The 15,302-nt window shown below is 50.7% G+C and carries 13 protein-coding genes; 8 read left to right on the top strand and 5 right to left on the bottom strand.

Features of this window, described 5'->3' with window-relative positions:
• Nucleotides 1-63: 63 nt before the first annotated feature.
• The gene (locus LG219_RS00950) at nt 64-2,697 is read right to left on the bottom strand and encodes a DUF1631 family protein (protein WP_226762680.1); all 2,634 of its coding nucleotides are present in this window, start codon (nt 2,695-2,697) and stop codon (nt 64-66) included.
• 178 nt (nt 2,698-2,875) lie between these two features.
• Between LG219_RS00950 and LG219_RS00945 the strand changes: the two genes are divergently transcribed.
• The 4 genes from LG219_RS00945 (at nt 2,876) to LG219_RS00930 (ending at nt 6,563) form a co-directional block, all read left to right on the top strand.
• Complete coding sequence (locus LG219_RS00945; protein ID WP_226762679.1) at nt 2,876-4,708, top strand: ABC transporter ATP-binding protein; 1,833 nt, start codon at nt 2,876-2,878, stop codon at nt 4,706-4,708.
• An 88-nt stretch (nt 4,709-4,796) separates the two neighbouring features.
• Nucleotides 4,797-5,132, top strand: coding sequence for an antibiotic biosynthesis monooxygenase family protein (locus tag LG219_RS00940; protein ID WP_226762678.1), 336 nt, complete (start codon nt 4,797-4,799; stop codon nt 5,130-5,132).
• Nucleotides 5,133-5,197: 65 nt separating this feature from the next.
• On the top strand, nt 5,198-5,779 hold the full coding sequence (locus LG219_RS00935) for a DUF4442 domain-containing protein (protein WP_226762677.1): 582 nt from the start codon (nt 5,198-5,200) through the stop codon (nt 5,777-5,779).
• 91 nt (nt 5,780-5,870) lie between these two features.
• Nucleotides 5,871-6,563, top strand: a complete 693-nt coding sequence (locus LG219_RS00930; protein WP_226762676.1) for an aspartate/glutamate racemase family protein — start codon at nt 5,871-5,873, stop codon at nt 6,561-6,563.
• Nucleotides 6,564-6,619: 56 nt separating this feature from the next.
• Here LG219_RS00930 and LG219_RS00925 read toward each other — a convergent pair whose 3' ends face one another.
• A complete protein-coding gene (locus LG219_RS00925) occupies nt 6,620-7,045 on the bottom strand; it encodes an ion channel (RefSeq protein WP_226762675.1) in 426 nt (141 codons plus the stop codon).
• A 494-nt stretch (nt 7,046-7,539) separates the two neighbouring features.
• Complete coding sequence (locus LG219_RS00920; protein ID WP_226762674.1) at nt 7,540-8,544, bottom strand: YeiH family protein; 1,005 nt, start codon at nt 8,542-8,544, stop codon at nt 7,540-7,542.
• 115 nt (nt 8,545-8,659) lie between these two features.
• On the opposite strand from LG219_RS00920, the gene LG219_RS00915 reads away from it, so the two are divergent.
• From LG219_RS00915 to LG219_RS00905, 3 genes are all read left to right on the top strand, one after another.
• Complete coding sequence (locus LG219_RS00915) at nt 8,660-9,568, top strand: LysR family transcriptional regulator (RefSeq protein ID WP_226762673.1); 909 nt, start codon at nt 8,660-8,662, stop codon at nt 9,566-9,568.
• An 81-nt stretch (nt 9,569-9,649) separates the two neighbouring features.
• On the top strand, nt 9,650-11,329 hold the full coding sequence (locus tag LG219_RS00910; RefSeq protein WP_226762672.1) for a DUF2813 domain-containing protein: 1,680 nt from the start codon (nt 9,650-9,652) through the stop codon (nt 11,327-11,329).
• 83 nt (nt 11,330-11,412) lie between these two features.
• Entirely contained in the window at nt 11,413-12,165 is a 753-nt protein-coding gene (locus tag LG219_RS00905; protein ID WP_226762671.1) for a competence/damage-inducible protein A, read from the top strand.
• Between the two features lie 82 nt (nt 12,166-12,247).
• Here the strand turns inward: LG219_RS00905 and LG219_RS00900 are convergent, their stop codons facing one another.
• Nucleotides 12,248-12,478, bottom strand: coding sequence for a DUF2789 family protein (locus LG219_RS00900; RefSeq protein ID WP_226762670.1), 231 nt, complete (start codon nt 12,476-12,478; stop codon nt 12,248-12,250).
• Nucleotides 12,479-12,699: 221 nt separating this feature from the next.
• Between LG219_RS00900 and LG219_RS00895 the strand changes: the two genes are divergently transcribed.
• Nucleotides 12,700-14,409: a glycoside hydrolase family 18 protein gene (locus tag LG219_RS00895; protein WP_226762669.1), complete on the top strand. Its 1,710-nt coding sequence runs from the start codon at nt 12,700-12,702 to the stop codon at nt 14,407-14,409.
• Nucleotides 14,410-14,525: 116 nt separating this feature from the next.
• On the opposite strand, the gene LG219_RS00890 is transcribed toward LG219_RS00895, so the two are convergent.
• Complete coding sequence (locus tag LG219_RS00890) at nt 14,526-15,302, bottom strand: TrmH family RNA methyltransferase (RefSeq protein WP_226762668.1); 777 nt, start codon at nt 15,300-15,302, stop codon at nt 14,526-14,528.

Here is a 15,302-nt window from a genome sequence, read left to right as displayed (position 1 = left end):
GACTACCCATGCTTGGGATTGGGATTGGATTTGGGTTTGGGCCATTGCCATGTTTGGGTTGATTTAAGCCATTGCCATGTTTGGCAATGCAGCTTCGGTACTGGCCACTTGCTCGGCCGAGGCCAGTAATTGGTTCATGGCTCGATCAAACAGCGGCGCTTGCTCTAAAAAGCGCACGCGATCACGCGCAAATAACCGGCGAAACGCCCGCAAACTCAATACCGCTGGTGCGGATTGGTCGGGCCAAGTCAACACAATCGCATCGGAATGCTGCGCTTGCCAACTCAATTGCGCGATCCGCGCGCTGCCATCAAAATTAATCTCAACGCCCACGCCATGGCTTAAACAGGCCATCAAATCAACATCATCAACCACAACTTCGGCCGATGTTTGCGGCCCTAATTCCGCCTCAATCAATTGATCAATTAAATTGAGTTTTTCTTCCAAAGCATCAATCTCGGCTTGAACAAACAGCGGATTTAACACCACCGCTTCAAGCTCTGAGGCCGTATGGGTCTGCACCGCGTCAACAAACGGTGCAAAAGCCTCATGCATCACCGATAAAGGCGGCGGTGCCGCATTCAACAACTGACTCGGGCTAGAACCAACACGCATCGCCAAGCGATGCGCATCCACCAAATGCAAGTTTAATTCTTGCAATTGTTCGGCAGTCCAATTGAGCGTTAACACCCCTTCGCGCAAGGTAGTAATCATGGTTGGAATCAAACCCAATAAAATCTTGCATTCATCGCGATCAACTTTAGGCGCCAAGCTCCAAATCAAATCGGGCACCAATAAACGATACTGTGTTGCTTTATGCGGCGCTTCGCGCCCAGCCAATTCAATCACCCGCGCCCATGTCGTCACCAAAAAATCATATAAATACGGCTCGATGGTGTAAGGCGACAAGGCGTCGGAGATCATCGCGGTAATGCGGGCAAAATGTAATGTGCGCTGTTTGGCAGAATCGAGTACTTGCGACGCACTGCTGGCCATTTTTTCGCAATGCGCCAATTCATTGGCCACCCACGCATCCAGCGTGTCGAGCATTTGTACAAACAAGCCCAAATCTTCGCTTTCATCGGCCAAAATAATCGCCACAATCCGGCAAATTTCGGCATTCACCCGAGCAGCGCTTTCACTGTTTTGCTGCATCCCCAGAGAAATCGAGCCAATCCGATTGACCAACATGCGCGCTGGGTGGTTTTTTCTGGCAAATAGATTTGGATCTTGCAGCGCAATTTTTAACACCAAAAACTGCAAACGACCCAGCTGGGCACGCACTTCGGCCGGTACTTTTTCATCCCGCAAAATAAATTCAAACAACATGGCGACCACATCAATGGTCATCGCCTCATTGACGTCGCTGGTGCTGGCACCCAATTGTTGGCGCTGCTCTAAAATCAAATTACGCAATTGGCCGTCGCCACGCCACATGGCGTCGGCCGTTGGGGTGGCAACTGCAATCAAACTTTGTAGTGATTGGCTCAGCGGCGCACTCACCGAACGTAATTCCAGCGATGCGGCGTCGTCCCACACCGGGCCTTGCCCCTGCGCGCCTTGATGCAGGCTGTGGCCACTAAAAAATTGCTGAATACTTCGACCCACTTGCCCAATATGACTCAGCCATGACGGTGCCCGCGCCATGCTGGCGCGGGCCTCTGCACTGGACGCCATGAACGGCGCCGCCGCCAAATCCACCATGCCAGAGCCGCCAGAATCACCAGACCCCATACCCGCCATAGCATTGGGTGCACTCGCTGGCGCAGCACCTTGCGATAAAGCCTGCGAAGCAGACGGTCTAGATTGCACAAAGTCCAAAAATTGATCTTCCGAGCGCGCGCCCCAAGGCGCTGCGCCTACCGGACCTGCTGATGAACCGACTGATGAAGCCGCCGATGAACGAGCCGGTGACGCGGCACGCGGCGGCTCACGGCCTCCCGATGCGGCTGCGCTGTGTTGCGCGTCGGGCGTGAATACCGAGGGCGATTCATCCGGTAGATCCAGCAGATTGTCCGCAGCGAATGCCGCTGGCTCACTTTGTTTTCTGACCTTCAATTGCAATTGCGCCGCAATGCCATGCTGGGCCAGCAGCTCATTTAATGCCGCATACAACGGCGCAATATGCGGGCACATTGACGTGGTGAGTTGCGCCAACAACACGGGAATTAATTCATTGTCGCTCCCCGTTTCGGCCACCGTTTCTTCTAAAGCACTGGCAAAACTGCGCGAAATAATATAAGTGCGAAATGGATTTTCTCGCTCTTTAATCACGTCTTGCTCTAGCAATAAAGCAATTCGAATATTTAAATCACGAATAGCTTCTTCGGCCTCTTGCCGAAAACGCAGAGTAATTTGATCAATATGTAATTCTTCTTCAAACGACGCCGACTCCACCAAAGACAAAGTGGCATTGAGTCCCTCGGTAAACGACGGTCGAAAATGGCTATACGCGGTTTGAAAGCTGCGATGCAATAATTGCTCAATCTGACGCGATAATTGCTGCTCAAGTTTTTGATCGTGGCTCATGATCAATTGCCGTGCCGCCAACAAACGCCGCTGCTCCAGCATTGAGCTGGCTCGATCGGCCTGATTAAATAATTGCCCAATCGAATGGGCCAGCACCATCGGCACTCTTTGATTAAATTGGGCCAAAAATACCGAGCGTGTCGCAATGAGTAAATCATTTCTATCCATCTGGCACACCCTCATACAACGAATTGAATCGGCTTGGCCGAAATAACTGGGCATCTGTGGCGCAACATCCTTCCACTCAAACCGCATAAAAAAGGCATGATAACTGACAATAGCCCGCGCTGCTTGCGTCAGATTCGGTACAATCTATTAATCCGAATGTCAGCAAGGCTAACTCTCAGTGTTTCGACTTTTTGAAAATATAGTTCACCCCTACCCAGAACAGCAAAACAAAACCTTACCCCATAATTTCAAATCATTTATATGGCGCTGTACAAAAGGGCTACGGCCACTGATTTTTGGCATGATGCTGTGCACCGCGATCATTGGCTCTTTTGAAGCCATTTTGTATAGTTTGCTGGGGCATATTGTTGATTGGTTGGCGCATGTCGAACCGAGTCAACTCTGGGTGCAAGAGCATTTTCGTCTGAGCCTGATTGCGGGCGTGTTATTACTGAGCCCGCTGCTGGTTGGCCTGCAAACATTACTGAAACATCAAGCCTTAGCCGGCAATTTCCCGATGCTGCTGCGCTGGAACTTTCACCGGCAAATGCTCAGTCAAAGTATGCGGTTTTATCAGGATGAATTTGCCGGGCGCGTTTCGGCCAAAGTCATGCAAACCGCATTAGCGGTGCGCGAAACGGTGTTTATCGTCACCGACATTATGGTGTTTGTGGCGATTTATTTTTTCACCATGCTGGCTGTCGCTGGCAGTTTTGATCTGTGGTTATTAGTGCCGCTGCTGTCGTGGATGCTGCTGTATATTGGCGCGATGTTTTATTTTGTTCCGCGCTTAGGTAAGGCGGCACAAAACCAAGCCGATGCTCGCTCGCTCATGACCGGCCGCATTACTGATGCCTACACCAATATTGCAACGGTGAAGCTGTTTTCGCACGGTCGCCGCGAAGCAGCGTTTGCCCGCAGCGCGATGCAAGAATTTATGCACACCGTGCATGGTCAAATGCGTTTAGTCAGTTGTTTTGAGGTGGTCAATCACACCTTAAGCGTGTGTTTGATTATTGCCAGCGCCGGCACTGCTTTGTATTTATGGAGCCATGGTCAAGTGAGCGCGGGCGCGGTGGCGGCCTCATTGGCGATGGCACTGCGCTTAAACGGCATGTCGCAATGGATTATGTGGGAAATCGCCGCGCTATTTGAGCATATTGGCACGGTACAAGACGGCATCAACACGCTAACCACGCCGCACGAAGTCAACGACGCAGCTAACGCTACCCAGCTGACTGTATCACGCGGTGAAATCCAATTTGCCCACGTTGATTTTGGCTACGACGAGCATCGCTTGCTACTCAAGCAGCTATCGCTACAAATTCGCGCCGGCGAAAAAATTGGCTTAGTCGGTCGTTCAGGGGCAGGCAAATCGACGATAGTGAATCTATTACTGCGCTTTTACGACCTTCAGTCTGGACACATTACGATTGACGGCCAAAACATCGCCAAGGTAGCGCAAGACAGCTTACGTGCGCACATTGGCATGGTGACGCAAGACACGTCGCTCCTACATCGCTCGGTGCGCGAGAATATCTTATACGGCCGCCCAGACGCGACAGATGACGAGATGATTGCCGCCGCCAAACGCGCCGAAGCGCATGAATTTATTCTGAACTTAAGCGATCCAGCCGGCCGTACCGGCTATGACGCGCATGTGGGCGAGCGCGGCGTCAAACTCTCGGGTGGGCAGCGCCAAAGAATTGCCATTGCCCGCGTAATGCTTAAAGACGCGCCGATTTTATTGCTCGATGAAGCCACCAGCGCGCTCGACTCTGAAGTGGAAGCGGCGATCCAAACCAGCTTATACCGCTTAATGGAAGGCAAAACGGTGGTGGCGATTGCCCATCGTTTATCCACCATTGCGGCGATGGATCGCTTGATCGTACTCGACCAAGGGCGAATTGTTGAGCAAGGCGACCATCAAAGCCTGCTAGAACAAGGTGGCCTGTATGCGCGACTGTGGTCACATCAAAGCGGCGGATTTTTAGGCGAAGAAGCCGATTAAACCTGCATCGTCAGTGGTACAACACGCACTGAATATGACATATCACTGACGATTTCCCTGATTAACACTTCGAGGCAATGACGGCACCATGACAACTGAAAACCAGCACCCCAGCTATGCCAATACGCCAAAACCACCTTACTACGCCGTGATTTTCACCTCATCGCGCACCGAGGACGAGCAAGGCTACGCTGAAATGGCGGAAAAAATGCTGGCATTAGCTCAAGACCAGCCGGGGTTCTTAGGGGTTGAATCTGCCCGAGCGAGCATTGGTATCACGGTGTCGTACTGGGCTGATTTAGCATCAATCCAAAACTGGAAAGCCCATAGCGAGCATCAACTAGCCCAAAAAACGGGCCGCGCGCAGTGGTATAGCCAGTACAAAACCCGCATCGCTAAAGTTGAGCGTGATTATGCGTTTTAATCTGTGATCAACGCGCGGCATGGTGGTTTAACTCGTTTAACTCAATAACAAACCGATGGATGACTATGTCGCCCCTAGTAAAAAAACTTGCCTTTGCCATCCTTGCTCGGCCGCGCTTGGCTGCTGCGCTCTTAAAAATCGGCTTTAACTATTACCCTGCGATCCGCCGCACCGGTTGCAAAGTCAGCCAAATCAGCGCTGATGTGCGACAAATTACGGTGAAATTACCGCTGAACTGGAAAACGCGCAACCTCAATGGCAGCCTATTTGGCGGCAGTATGTTTGCCGCCACCGACCCTTTTTATATGAGCATGCTGTATTTTAATTTGGGCGAAAATTATGTGGTTTGGGATAAAGGCGGCACCATCCGCTTTAAACGTCCAGCGCTTAGCACGCTGACGGCCGAATTTCGACTGGATGCAGCAGAACTGACTGAAATCCATCAATTACTCGCCATCACCCCAGAAATCACCCGTACCTATGCCGTGCCGCTGGTGAACGCCAAGGGCGACGTCTGCGCCGAAGTCGACCGCGTATTGTATATCGCCCACAAATCGGCTTACGACGCCAAACAACTGGAACGCCGCCAGCGACTAGCGCAAGCAGCCAGTGGCGAATCAACACTCAATTCATCAACGCCAAATTGAAAAAACAGACCCAGCCAAATGCCACGCCATTTGCTGATCACAGCAAACTCGATCAACACGACATTTTTTGATTTTAGTTTTAGGGACTCAAATGAAAACCATCGGACTTATCGGCGGAATGAGCTGGGAATCGACCATTCCCTATTATCGACACATCAATCAGGCCATCAAACATCGCCTTGGTGGGCTGCATTCAGCGAAAATTATTTTATACAGCATTGATTTTCACGAGATTAAAACCTTACAAAGCAGTGGGCAATGGGAGCAAGCGGGTGAATTGCTTGCTCAAGCAGCACGCTCTCTCGAAATAGCGGGGGCGGAGTGCATCGCCATTTGTACTAACACCATGCATAAAGTCGCCCCTACCGTTAGCCAAGCCGTTCGCATTCCGTTGATTCATATCGCTGACGCCACCGGCGAAGCCATTCGTGAGCGCCATTTCAATAAAATTGGTTTATTGGGTACCCAATTCACCATGGAACAAGCATTTTATCGCGATCGACTGATCGAACAGTTTGGCCTCACGGTACTCACACCCAACAAAGCCGACCGCTCTAGCGTGCACCGCATCATTTATGACGAGCTCTGCTTGGGACAAATTCGTCCTGAATCACAATTAATCTATCGCGACATCATGACCCAGCTGGTCGCCCAAGGTGCTGAAGGTATTATTTTAGGCTGCACCGAAATTGCACTGCTTGTTAAACCAGAAGATGCCAGCGTGCCGCTCTTTGACACGGCGCAACTCCACGCACAAGCCATTGCTCAATTCGCTTTATCATAAACATAAGGGTATATGTTCATAATCATTTATAAACATAAGTTACAGACGTATACCCTTTAATTATTCGCAAGCGCATTGGCATTTAACTTGCCGCGAAGGCCAAACAAATACGACGCGGATAAGCCAAACATCACCATGCCCACGCAAGATTCAAATGCGCCGCTTAAGCGGCCAATGGGCCCAGCGGGGCCTTCGGCATAAAAGCCGACGGTGGAGTAACTAGAAATCGAATAGAAAAATGCATCGCTAAAATTATGCATAGCGCCAATCTGGACGTATACAAAAGCCCAAAGAAAGATCGATACCAAATGCACCACCATCAATAAGTACGTCACGATGGCAAATAAAATTGCCTCAACCATGACCGAGCTGGCAAATTGCTGGATTAAGAATTTTTCAACATAAGTAATCAAAAAAATGCCCAACACATGAATCAATACCGTGGCGACAACCAGTAAAAACCCACAGATCAAATAAATCATCTCTACCCCCAAAAAACGACAAATTACAATCGGCTTTCACTTAGTCTACATGAGACTGCCGCGCCTCCGCGATTCTTGCGCTAGGCGCAATGGATTAACTCAACAAACACCCAATAAAAAGGCAGTATTCAGATTTGGTGTTGATGCTGTGCCGCGCTCGTCGAGCTGGGGCTTAAAAACCCGTTTAAGCTCACCGAGTGAGGAGCGAGACAAACAGCCATATCGTTTGGCTCACGACGATCGAGGGCATCGGGGACCGATGCGCGCTCGGGGCGCCTTTCTTTCCCCCTCTTTCTTTGGCGAGTCAAAGAAAGAGGGGGCCGCCACTGACTGCGACTGTAAACAGCCGTGCCGCAGGCACTTAAAACTATCAACACGTAATCTGAACATTGCCTAAACAAAAAGGGTATTGGCTTGTATGCTTTATATATAAAAGCACACAGCGCAATACCCTAATAATCAATACTTTTGAGTTAACTCATTTGGTCACAAGACTACCAGCGATTTGTTAAATGCTGCACCACCAAGCTGGTGCTGGCGACACTCACCCACACTAATAAACCCAAAGCCACTGGACGCCAGCCAGTTTGACGCATCCGGCCCAAATCAGTCGATAAACCAATCGCCACCAAAGCCATCGTAATCATCACTGGGGCAATGAATTGGGCGGTTTTAATCATCCATTCTGGCAACATACTGCCAAACAAAGAAGCCAATAAGAACCACAAAATAAACCACGGCACGGCTTTCCATACTGACTCGGTTTCTTCACTGATGGTTTCTTTACGACGGGTCATGCCAAACAAGAAAGCAAAAATCAGCGTTACCGGAATAATCAACATCGCACGAGTCAGCTTGACAATCGTAGCGTAGTCACCGGCATTATCACTCCAAGAATACGCGGCGGCGACCACCGACGAAGTATCATTAATCGCGGTGCCGGCCCACATGCCAAAGCCACTATCGCTCATCCCCAGCATATGGCCAATCGCAGGAAATACCAGCACGGCGACAATATTAAATAAGAAAATCGTTGATAAAGCGAACGCGGTATCGTGCTCATCGGGCTTGACGACGGGGGTAATCGCAGCAATCGCCGAACCACCACAAATCGCGGTCCCCGTACCGATTAATACACACAGTTTGAGTGGGATTTTTAATAAGCGGCCAAAAATAATCGCACTGAGTACCGCAGCAGTAATGGTAGCAAAGGTGATTTCTAACGAGCTCATGCCGGTTTTAATCACGTCGGCAATCGGCAAGCTAAAGCCCAAACCAACAATTGACCACTGCAAGATTTGCTTGGATGAGAACTGAATTCCAGCATTAAATTGCGGTGCAATCGTCGTGCGGCTGCGAATAATAATCCCCAGCAAAATACCAACCACTGCGCCACCCATCAGCGGAAAAGCATTCCCAACAATCGTTGAGATAATCGTTAAGCCCAGAACAATAGCTAAGCCTGGGGTACAGGATTTGATTTGATTGGTCAGCGTCATATGAGATCCAGTAGTGTTTTTATTTGAATACAACACCACTTTACCCCTGCCCTTTCATCATTAAAAACCAGTTTTTCAGGCTATAATCATCGGAAAAACCGATATAGAAAAGATTATGCTAAAAATCACCCTGAGAGAACTCGAAGTGTTTGTCGCCATCAGCCAAGCGGGGCAAGTTACCGCAGCGGGCGCGGCATTGGGATTGTCGCAATCGGCAATGAGTGGCGCGATTGGCGAATTAGAGCGCCGTTTAGGCGTGACTTTGTTTGATCGCATTGGCCGCCGAGTCACGCTTAATGAGCACGGTCGCTATTTATTGCCGCGTGCACTCAATATGTTGCAACAAGCCACCGATTTAGAAACCGTTTACCAGCAAGGCGCGCCAAGTCGACTTAAAATCGCCGCCAGTCTCACCATCGGCAACTATGTGCTACCGGCGCTGCTCGCGCCTTTAATGCAAGTGGCCAATACCCGCTACGAAGTTGAAATCGGCAATTCACCCGCAGTGATGAAAATGCTGCTCGATTGCAAAGCCGATATTGGCCTGATCGAAGCGCCACTGACCCACAGTAATTTAATGTGTGAGCTCTGGCTTAAAGACGAAATGGTTATTTTTTGCCATCCTGATCATCCCTTGGCGGGAACGACCCCCAGCCCAACTGAACTCGCGCAATGCGCGTGGATTTTGCGCGAGTCCGGCTCTGGCGTTCGGCAAAGCTTAGAAACCATGCTGTTGCCGCATCTGGGGGCGATCAATGTGGTGCTTGAATTAGGCAGTGGCGAAGCGATTCGAGAAGCAATACGACTGAATATGGGCATTAGTTGCGGCTCGCGCCGGGCGATCACGCGCGAATTGGCGACAGGCACTTTCGCCACCATTCACTTAAAAAACCATGCTTTGGAGCGGCGATTTTTTATTGTGTGGCACGCCGAAAAACAACTCACCGCTGGCGCGGAGCGCTTACGTTTGGCGTGCCACCAATGGTTTGACCAAGAACAAGAGGCAGCAACACACGCCACTTGATGCAAGCTGACGAACATTGACAAGTGCATGTTATGATCGCAGTCATCAACGTGACGCCCTTTCTTGACTCGGTAATCGACAATGCAACTGGCTCGGCTTCAAATCACCAATTTTCGCGGTATTAGCCAAATTGATTTAGCGCTCAATGCCAGTGCCACCGCGCTGTTTGGTGAAAACAACTGGGGGAAAACCAGTCTGATTAGCGCCCTGTGTCGTTGCCTCTCTAGTCCCGCCCCGATTGCGACTTTATTTACCCACGATGATTTTCATCGCATCGCCAATTCACGCGCCAGCATTGCGCGGCGGCTGCATATTACCTTGTTTTTTCAAGCCCACACGATGCCCGAGCAGTGGCAAGCACTGTCATGGCTGGATGCCAACGGCAAACCCACCTTGGCGCTGCGCTTTGCGGCTGAGCGCTTTGGCCACACCGAGATTCGCGCACGACGCAGCTTTATGGCTGCCGATGGCAACGAGATTGAGCACCCCAATAGCGACGCGCTCGCCACTGAGATCATTGAGTTGCATCCTGTACTCCGTTTTCGCGATATGCAACTCACTGATTGGCTAACGCATCCGCGCTTAGCCAGCCAAGCGCACGATGACGACCCGCTGTTACCGGCCAGCGCCGCAGTGCGGGCGGTATTTGAGCGAATTTTAACGCTGCCGCATCAACTACACCCACAAGAGTTGTCCGCTGGCTTGGCCGCAATGCAAGCGTTATTTCACGAACAAGCGCAGTTATTGCAAGGCAAAGAGCCGCCACAACGGCTGGCCGAACAAATTGCCGCCGCGCCGCTTAATTTTCGTGACGACGACACTTTAATTGAAATCGCCAATCGTTCCGGCTCGAGCTCGCGCCGCGTTACCTTGCTGATTTTGCTCGGCGCACTATTGGCCGCGCGCGGAGAAAACCCGCTGCATGCTGACGCCGAGCCGATTTTGGTGATGGAAGACCCCGAAACCCATTTGCACCCGATTCAATTGGCGATGATTTGGGGTTTAATCGAACAACTCACCTTACAAAAAATCATCACCACCAACAATGGCGACTTACTTGGCAGCTTTGCCCTGCACGCACTGCGCCGCTTAGTACGGCGCAGCAACCACGTTCACGTCTATCAATTGGCCGATCAGGCGCTATCGCTGTCCGACGCGAGAAAAGTCGCTTTTCATATTCGCAGCAATCGCGCCAGCAGCATGTTTGCCCGAGTTTGGCTGTTAGTTGAAGGGGAAACCGAGTTTTGGCTGCTACCTGAACTGGCGCGAATTTGCGGCGTGAATTTTCCCCTCGAAGGCATCCGCTGCGTTGAATTTGCCCAAGCGGGCTTAGCGCCGTTAATTAAATTTGCCGACCATTTGGGGATTCATTGGCATGTGATTTGCGACGGCGACGACGCCGGCATCAAATACCAAAAACGCGCCCGCAGTCTGCTGGGGAGTCGCCCAGAAGATCAGCACATCACCATGCTCGATTGCCGCGATATTGAGCATTTTTTGTGGGATAACGGCTTTGCCGACACCTATCGCCAAGCCGCCGCACCGCGCGGCGAAATGAATCACTATTATCGCGCCGCACTGGCTCAGCAACCGCCACTCAGCGACGAAGACACCATCAGCCGCGCGCTGCGCCATCACTCAAAGCCGGGTATGGCGCTCGAAATCGCCGAAGCCGCTGAGATCCAAGGCCGCCAAGCCATACCGGCTGCTTTTCAAAGCATGTTTCAAATCCTACAAACTTTAAGCGAAGAAAGCAGTTAATCGCAATGTATATCCATGCAGCGCACACAATACAAAAGCCACATGGACATACCCATCAGACAACTATTTATGGATACGACACAATGGCGCAATTTACTGTATTGATTATTGGTGATGAGATTTTAAGCGGTCGGCGAGTCGATCAACACTTTGCGGCGATTTTGCAGCGGCTGCAGGCGCGCGGTCACACCTTAAGTAGCGTGCATTATTTGCCGGATGATCCGGCGACGTTGATCGCCCACTTTCAACGCACCTTGGCCGAACAGCGCCATGTGATTAGCTGCGGCGGCATCGGCGCTACGCCCGACGATCATACGCGCGCGGCATTGGCCAGCGCGCTGAACGTGCCATTACAACTGCAACCGCAAGCGGCGGCACTGATTGAACAACGCTTTGGGGTCGATGCGTATCCGCATCGAATTAAAATGGCGCTGTTCCCAGAAGGCGCAACCCTCATTCCCAATCCCGTCAACCAAGTGGCGGGCGCAGCGATTGCCCAGCATTATTTACTGCCCGGTTTTCCGACGATGGCTTGGCCGATGGTGGAATGGCTGCTCGATCAGTACTACACCGCAGGCACCATGCCCACGCGCCGCAGCTTGACCGTGCTCGACGCTAAAGAAGGCGATTTGATTGATATCATGCAAGCCGTTGTTGAGCAATGGCCGCAACTGACTTTTTCTAGCTTGCCTAGCTTTGGCAACCACCATTGCAGCCAAGCCCATATTGAGTTTAGCGTGCAAGGTGATGCCCACGATGGCCAAACAGCGATTGAATTTTTACATCAGCAACTGAGTCAACTGGGCTATGTATTTTTAGCCCCGATCAGCCAATAAGCCCACGCGGGCGCTCATGCTAAACGGCCAAGACGCGAGAGATTCAATGCGCAAGTGATTGACGACTCAATCAATTGCTCAATCAATGACTTAGTAAATTGGCCAGCGCATCAATCGACTCAGCCCATTCCGCGTCTTGCTCGAGTGCCTCGCGCAAAAAAGCCGCTTGGCTGGCACTCCAAAACGCCGCTTGCGCGATGGGTACTCCCAGCGGCAATGGGTGCGCAGCCAAAAACTGCTCAATTTCTTGCGGCGCAGTGGGCAAACCCAATTGCGCAAACAACACCGCCAAAGTATGTGTATTGGTATCCATTATGTTTCTCCGCTAAATCAAACAGTCAAAACAACAGTACTCGTTGTAGTTCATTTTGAGTCGGTACAAATCAAACACTGCGGCATATAAATTGGTCTCTGTTTCGCCCTTTGCAGTAAGCTAGGCGCTGGCTTTTTGCCTTACTGAGGGGGAAATAATGCAAAAAAAAACTATTACCATTACTGCTTCTGTCCGCATTGGCCCATGCCGAAACGCCGGTGATGGAAGACCTATTCAACCAAGATTTAAGCCAATGGATTGGCTTGGGCGGAGAAGAAACCTCGCCAATATACACCTCAATTGAGCCTGACCCCCTCAATGCCGAAAACAAAGCCGCACGCTTTAATCAGCCGGTGAATATTGGCGATATTTTTAGCCGTAAGCAGTTTCCAGCCGGCCAATACAAAATAGTTTTTGATTATTTGGGGATGTGCGGCAGCAATTGCGGCGCAACGCTCGGTTTGGATGAAGGCAAACCCGGTCGCAAAGAGCAATGGATTGCCAGCACCGCCAATGGCTTTCCCAATCGCCTGAAAGACAGCAAAACATGGGAGCATTATGAGATCGAATTTAAAGCTAAATTTGATTTCCATCTGAAGTGGGAGCAATGGGATTCGGCCAAAGGTGAAGGCAAAGATGCCTTTATTGACAACCTCAAACTCATTCGCCTTGATGCCGACAATACTGCAGCCAGTGCTAGCAGCGCAGTCAAAGCAAATACTAGCGGCGTTGCTGGGCCAAGCAGCCCACAGTCGGTGATGTATTTTACCTCTTGGGGTAAACACAGCAGCGATTTTAACGTCAAGAATCTTGAAACCAGCGGCGCAGCCGGCAAAATCACCGTCCTTGAATACGCCTTTGGTAATGTGAAAAACAATCGCTGTGTGGTCGGCGTTGATCAAGCTGGCGAAGGCACGGCCGGTGACGATTATTGGTTACCGTTAGCGGCAGATAAAACACTCAATGGCTTAGCCGATCAAGGCGACAAAGGCTTATACGGTCATTGGAACCAGCTCAAGCAATTAAAGAAAAAATACCCGAATTTAAAAGTGGTGATCAGCTTAGGCGGCTGGACGTGGTCGAAACATTTTTCAGATGCGGCGCTACCGGCCAATCGCGAAGCGTTTGTGAAGTCTTGCGTTGACGCCTACATCAAAGGCAATGTGCCAGATCAAACCGGCAAAGTGGTACCTGGCCTTGCCGCAGGGGTATTTGATGGCTTTGATATCGATTGGGAATACCCCGCCTCAGCGGGCAACGATGGCAATATCGTTCGCGAAGAAGACACCCCCAACTACACGGCATTACTCGCTGAGTTCCGTAAACAAATCGACGCCGTTCGCCCCGGTCTGCTACTCACCATTGCCACGCCTGCGGCCAGCTCAAAATCAGAAAAAATCGAGCTAGAAAAAATCATTCCGTCATTAAACTGGATCAACCTCATGACGTATGATTTTACCGGTCCTTGGTCGGCCACCACCGGACACCATGCCACCTTAATCGGCGGGGCAAAAGATCGCGTTTCAGTGGATAGTACCGTTGATGAATACCTCAGCCGCGGTGTACCCTCAAACAAAATCGTGTTGGGCGTGCCATTTTATGGCTATGGCTGGACCGTCAATAGTTTAGAGAACAACGGCCTGTATCAACCGGCGATCGCCAAAGCCAAAGGGCCACTCGAAGCAGGATCCGCCCCCTACTCCTACTTAAAAACCTTGCCCGGCACAGTGCATCGAGACGAAAAAACGCGTGCGGTGTGGAAAGTGAATGGTAAAGACGTTTGGGTGTATGACGACGTGCAATTATTAAAAGAAAAAATAGCTTTCGTGAAAAAGAAAAAACTCGGCGGCATTATGGCGTGGGAAATTTCTCAAGACAGCGCGGAGGCGGAATTGGTCGACACCATTTACCAAGGGCTAATTAAAAAATAAGCCAGCGTTTTTCAGTTAAACCAACGGTTTCACTGATTTAAATACGGCGCTACATTGTTATCCGCGATGTAGCGCCGCTTCGCATGGTATTCAAACAAGGTTTAGATCAGCGCGATCTAGCTGGCTCGATTCTGCCGTTTAATTTCATACAAACAAATCGCTGCTGCATGGCCAACGTTGAGCGATTCAATTCCCGCTTGCATCGGAATTTTAATTCTAAGCGTAGCGAGATCGGCCAACGCATCGGTCACGCCCGCCCCTTCCGAGCCTAAAACCAAAGCCAAATCACCTTGCAGTGGCGCGTCATACAAATCAATAGCGCCGTCGAGCAAAGTTGCGGCAATGGGGCCTTTAAACTGGCTGGCAAGCTGGCAAAGATCGGCGTTTTCAATCATCGGCAAGGCCAATTGCGCCCCCATACCCGCCCTGAGTACCTTTGGCGACCAGACATCAGCACAGGCACTAGAGAGCCATACCTGCTCAACACCTGCAGCTTGTGCAGTACGTAAAATCGCCCCGACATTACCTGGGTCTTGTACGCCATCCAGCAATAACACCAAACCAGCACACTGCGCTTGTGGTGCGCTAGGGATGCCGACCAAGGTTAATACTCCGGTTGCGCTGGGCAGCTCGGTCAGTTGGCTAAATAGCGCATTGGCCAAACAAAGCACATTACACGCACTGCGGGCCAACAAGCTTTGCACTTCTGCGCGCTGATAACCTGACTCAGAAACAATAATTTTTTCAACCACATGCCCAGCATCGAGCCATGCGGCCAATAAATGAGTGCCATCCAAAAGTGTTTGCTGGGTTTTATTGCGCTCCCGTCGATTTTGCGAGAGCTTTAAGGCGTGCTTGAAATGACTGTTTTGCGACGAAGTAATAATTTCCAT

This window comes from Deefgea salmonis, from assembly GCF_020531905.1.
GTDB classification, from domain to species: Bacteria; Pseudomonadota; Gammaproteobacteria; order Burkholderiales; family Chitinibacteraceae; genus Deefgea; species Deefgea salmonis.
This window is presented reverse-complemented; position numbering and strand designations above follow the sequence as displayed.

Excerpts from the sequence above, each read along its gene's own strand:
- LG219_RS00890 (WP_226762668.1), bottom strand. The coding sequence starts at position 15,302 with ATGGAAATTATTACTTCGTCGCAAAACAGTCATTTCAAGCACGCCTTA.
- LG219_RS00915 (WP_226762673.1), top strand. The coding sequence starts at position 8,660 with ATGCTAAAAATCACCCTGAGAGAACTCGAAGTGTTTGTCGCCATCAGC.
- LG219_RS00895 (WP_226762669.1), top strand. The coding sequence starts at position 12,700 with ATGGAAGACCTATTCAACCAAGATTTAAGCCAATGGATTGGCTTGGGC.
- LG219_RS00940 (WP_226762678.1), top strand. The coding sequence starts at position 4,797 with ATGACAACTGAAAACCAGCACCCCAGCTATGCCAATACGCCAAAACCA.
- LG219_RS00925 (WP_226762675.1), bottom strand. The coding sequence starts at position 7,045 with ATGATTTATTTGATCTGTGGGTTTTTACTGGTTGTCGCCACGGTATTG.
- LG219_RS00930 (WP_226762676.1), top strand. The coding sequence starts at position 5,871 with ATGAAAACCATCGGACTTATCGGCGGAATGAGCTGGGAATCGACCATT.
- LG219_RS00910 (WP_226762672.1), top strand. The coding sequence starts at position 9,650 with ATGCAACTGGCTCGGCTTCAAATCACCAATTTTCGCGGTATTAGCCAA.
- LG219_RS00950 (WP_226762680.1), bottom strand. The coding sequence starts at position 2,697 with ATGGATAGAAATGATTTACTCATTGCGACACGCTCGGTATTTTTGGCC.
- LG219_RS00935 (WP_226762677.1), top strand. The coding sequence starts at position 5,198 with ATGTCGCCCCTAGTAAAAAAACTTGCCTTTGCCATCCTTGCTCGGCCG.
- LG219_RS00900 (WP_226762670.1), bottom strand. The coding sequence starts at position 12,478 with ATGGATACCAATACACATACTTTGGCGGTGTTGTTTGCGCAATTGGGT.
- LG219_RS00920 (WP_226762674.1), bottom strand. The coding sequence starts at position 8,544 with ATGACGCTGACCAATCAAATCAAATCCTGTACCCCAGGCTTAGCTATT.
- LG219_RS00905 (WP_226762671.1), top strand. The coding sequence starts at position 11,413 with ATGGCGCAATTTACTGTATTGATTATTGGTGATGAGATTTTAAGCGGT.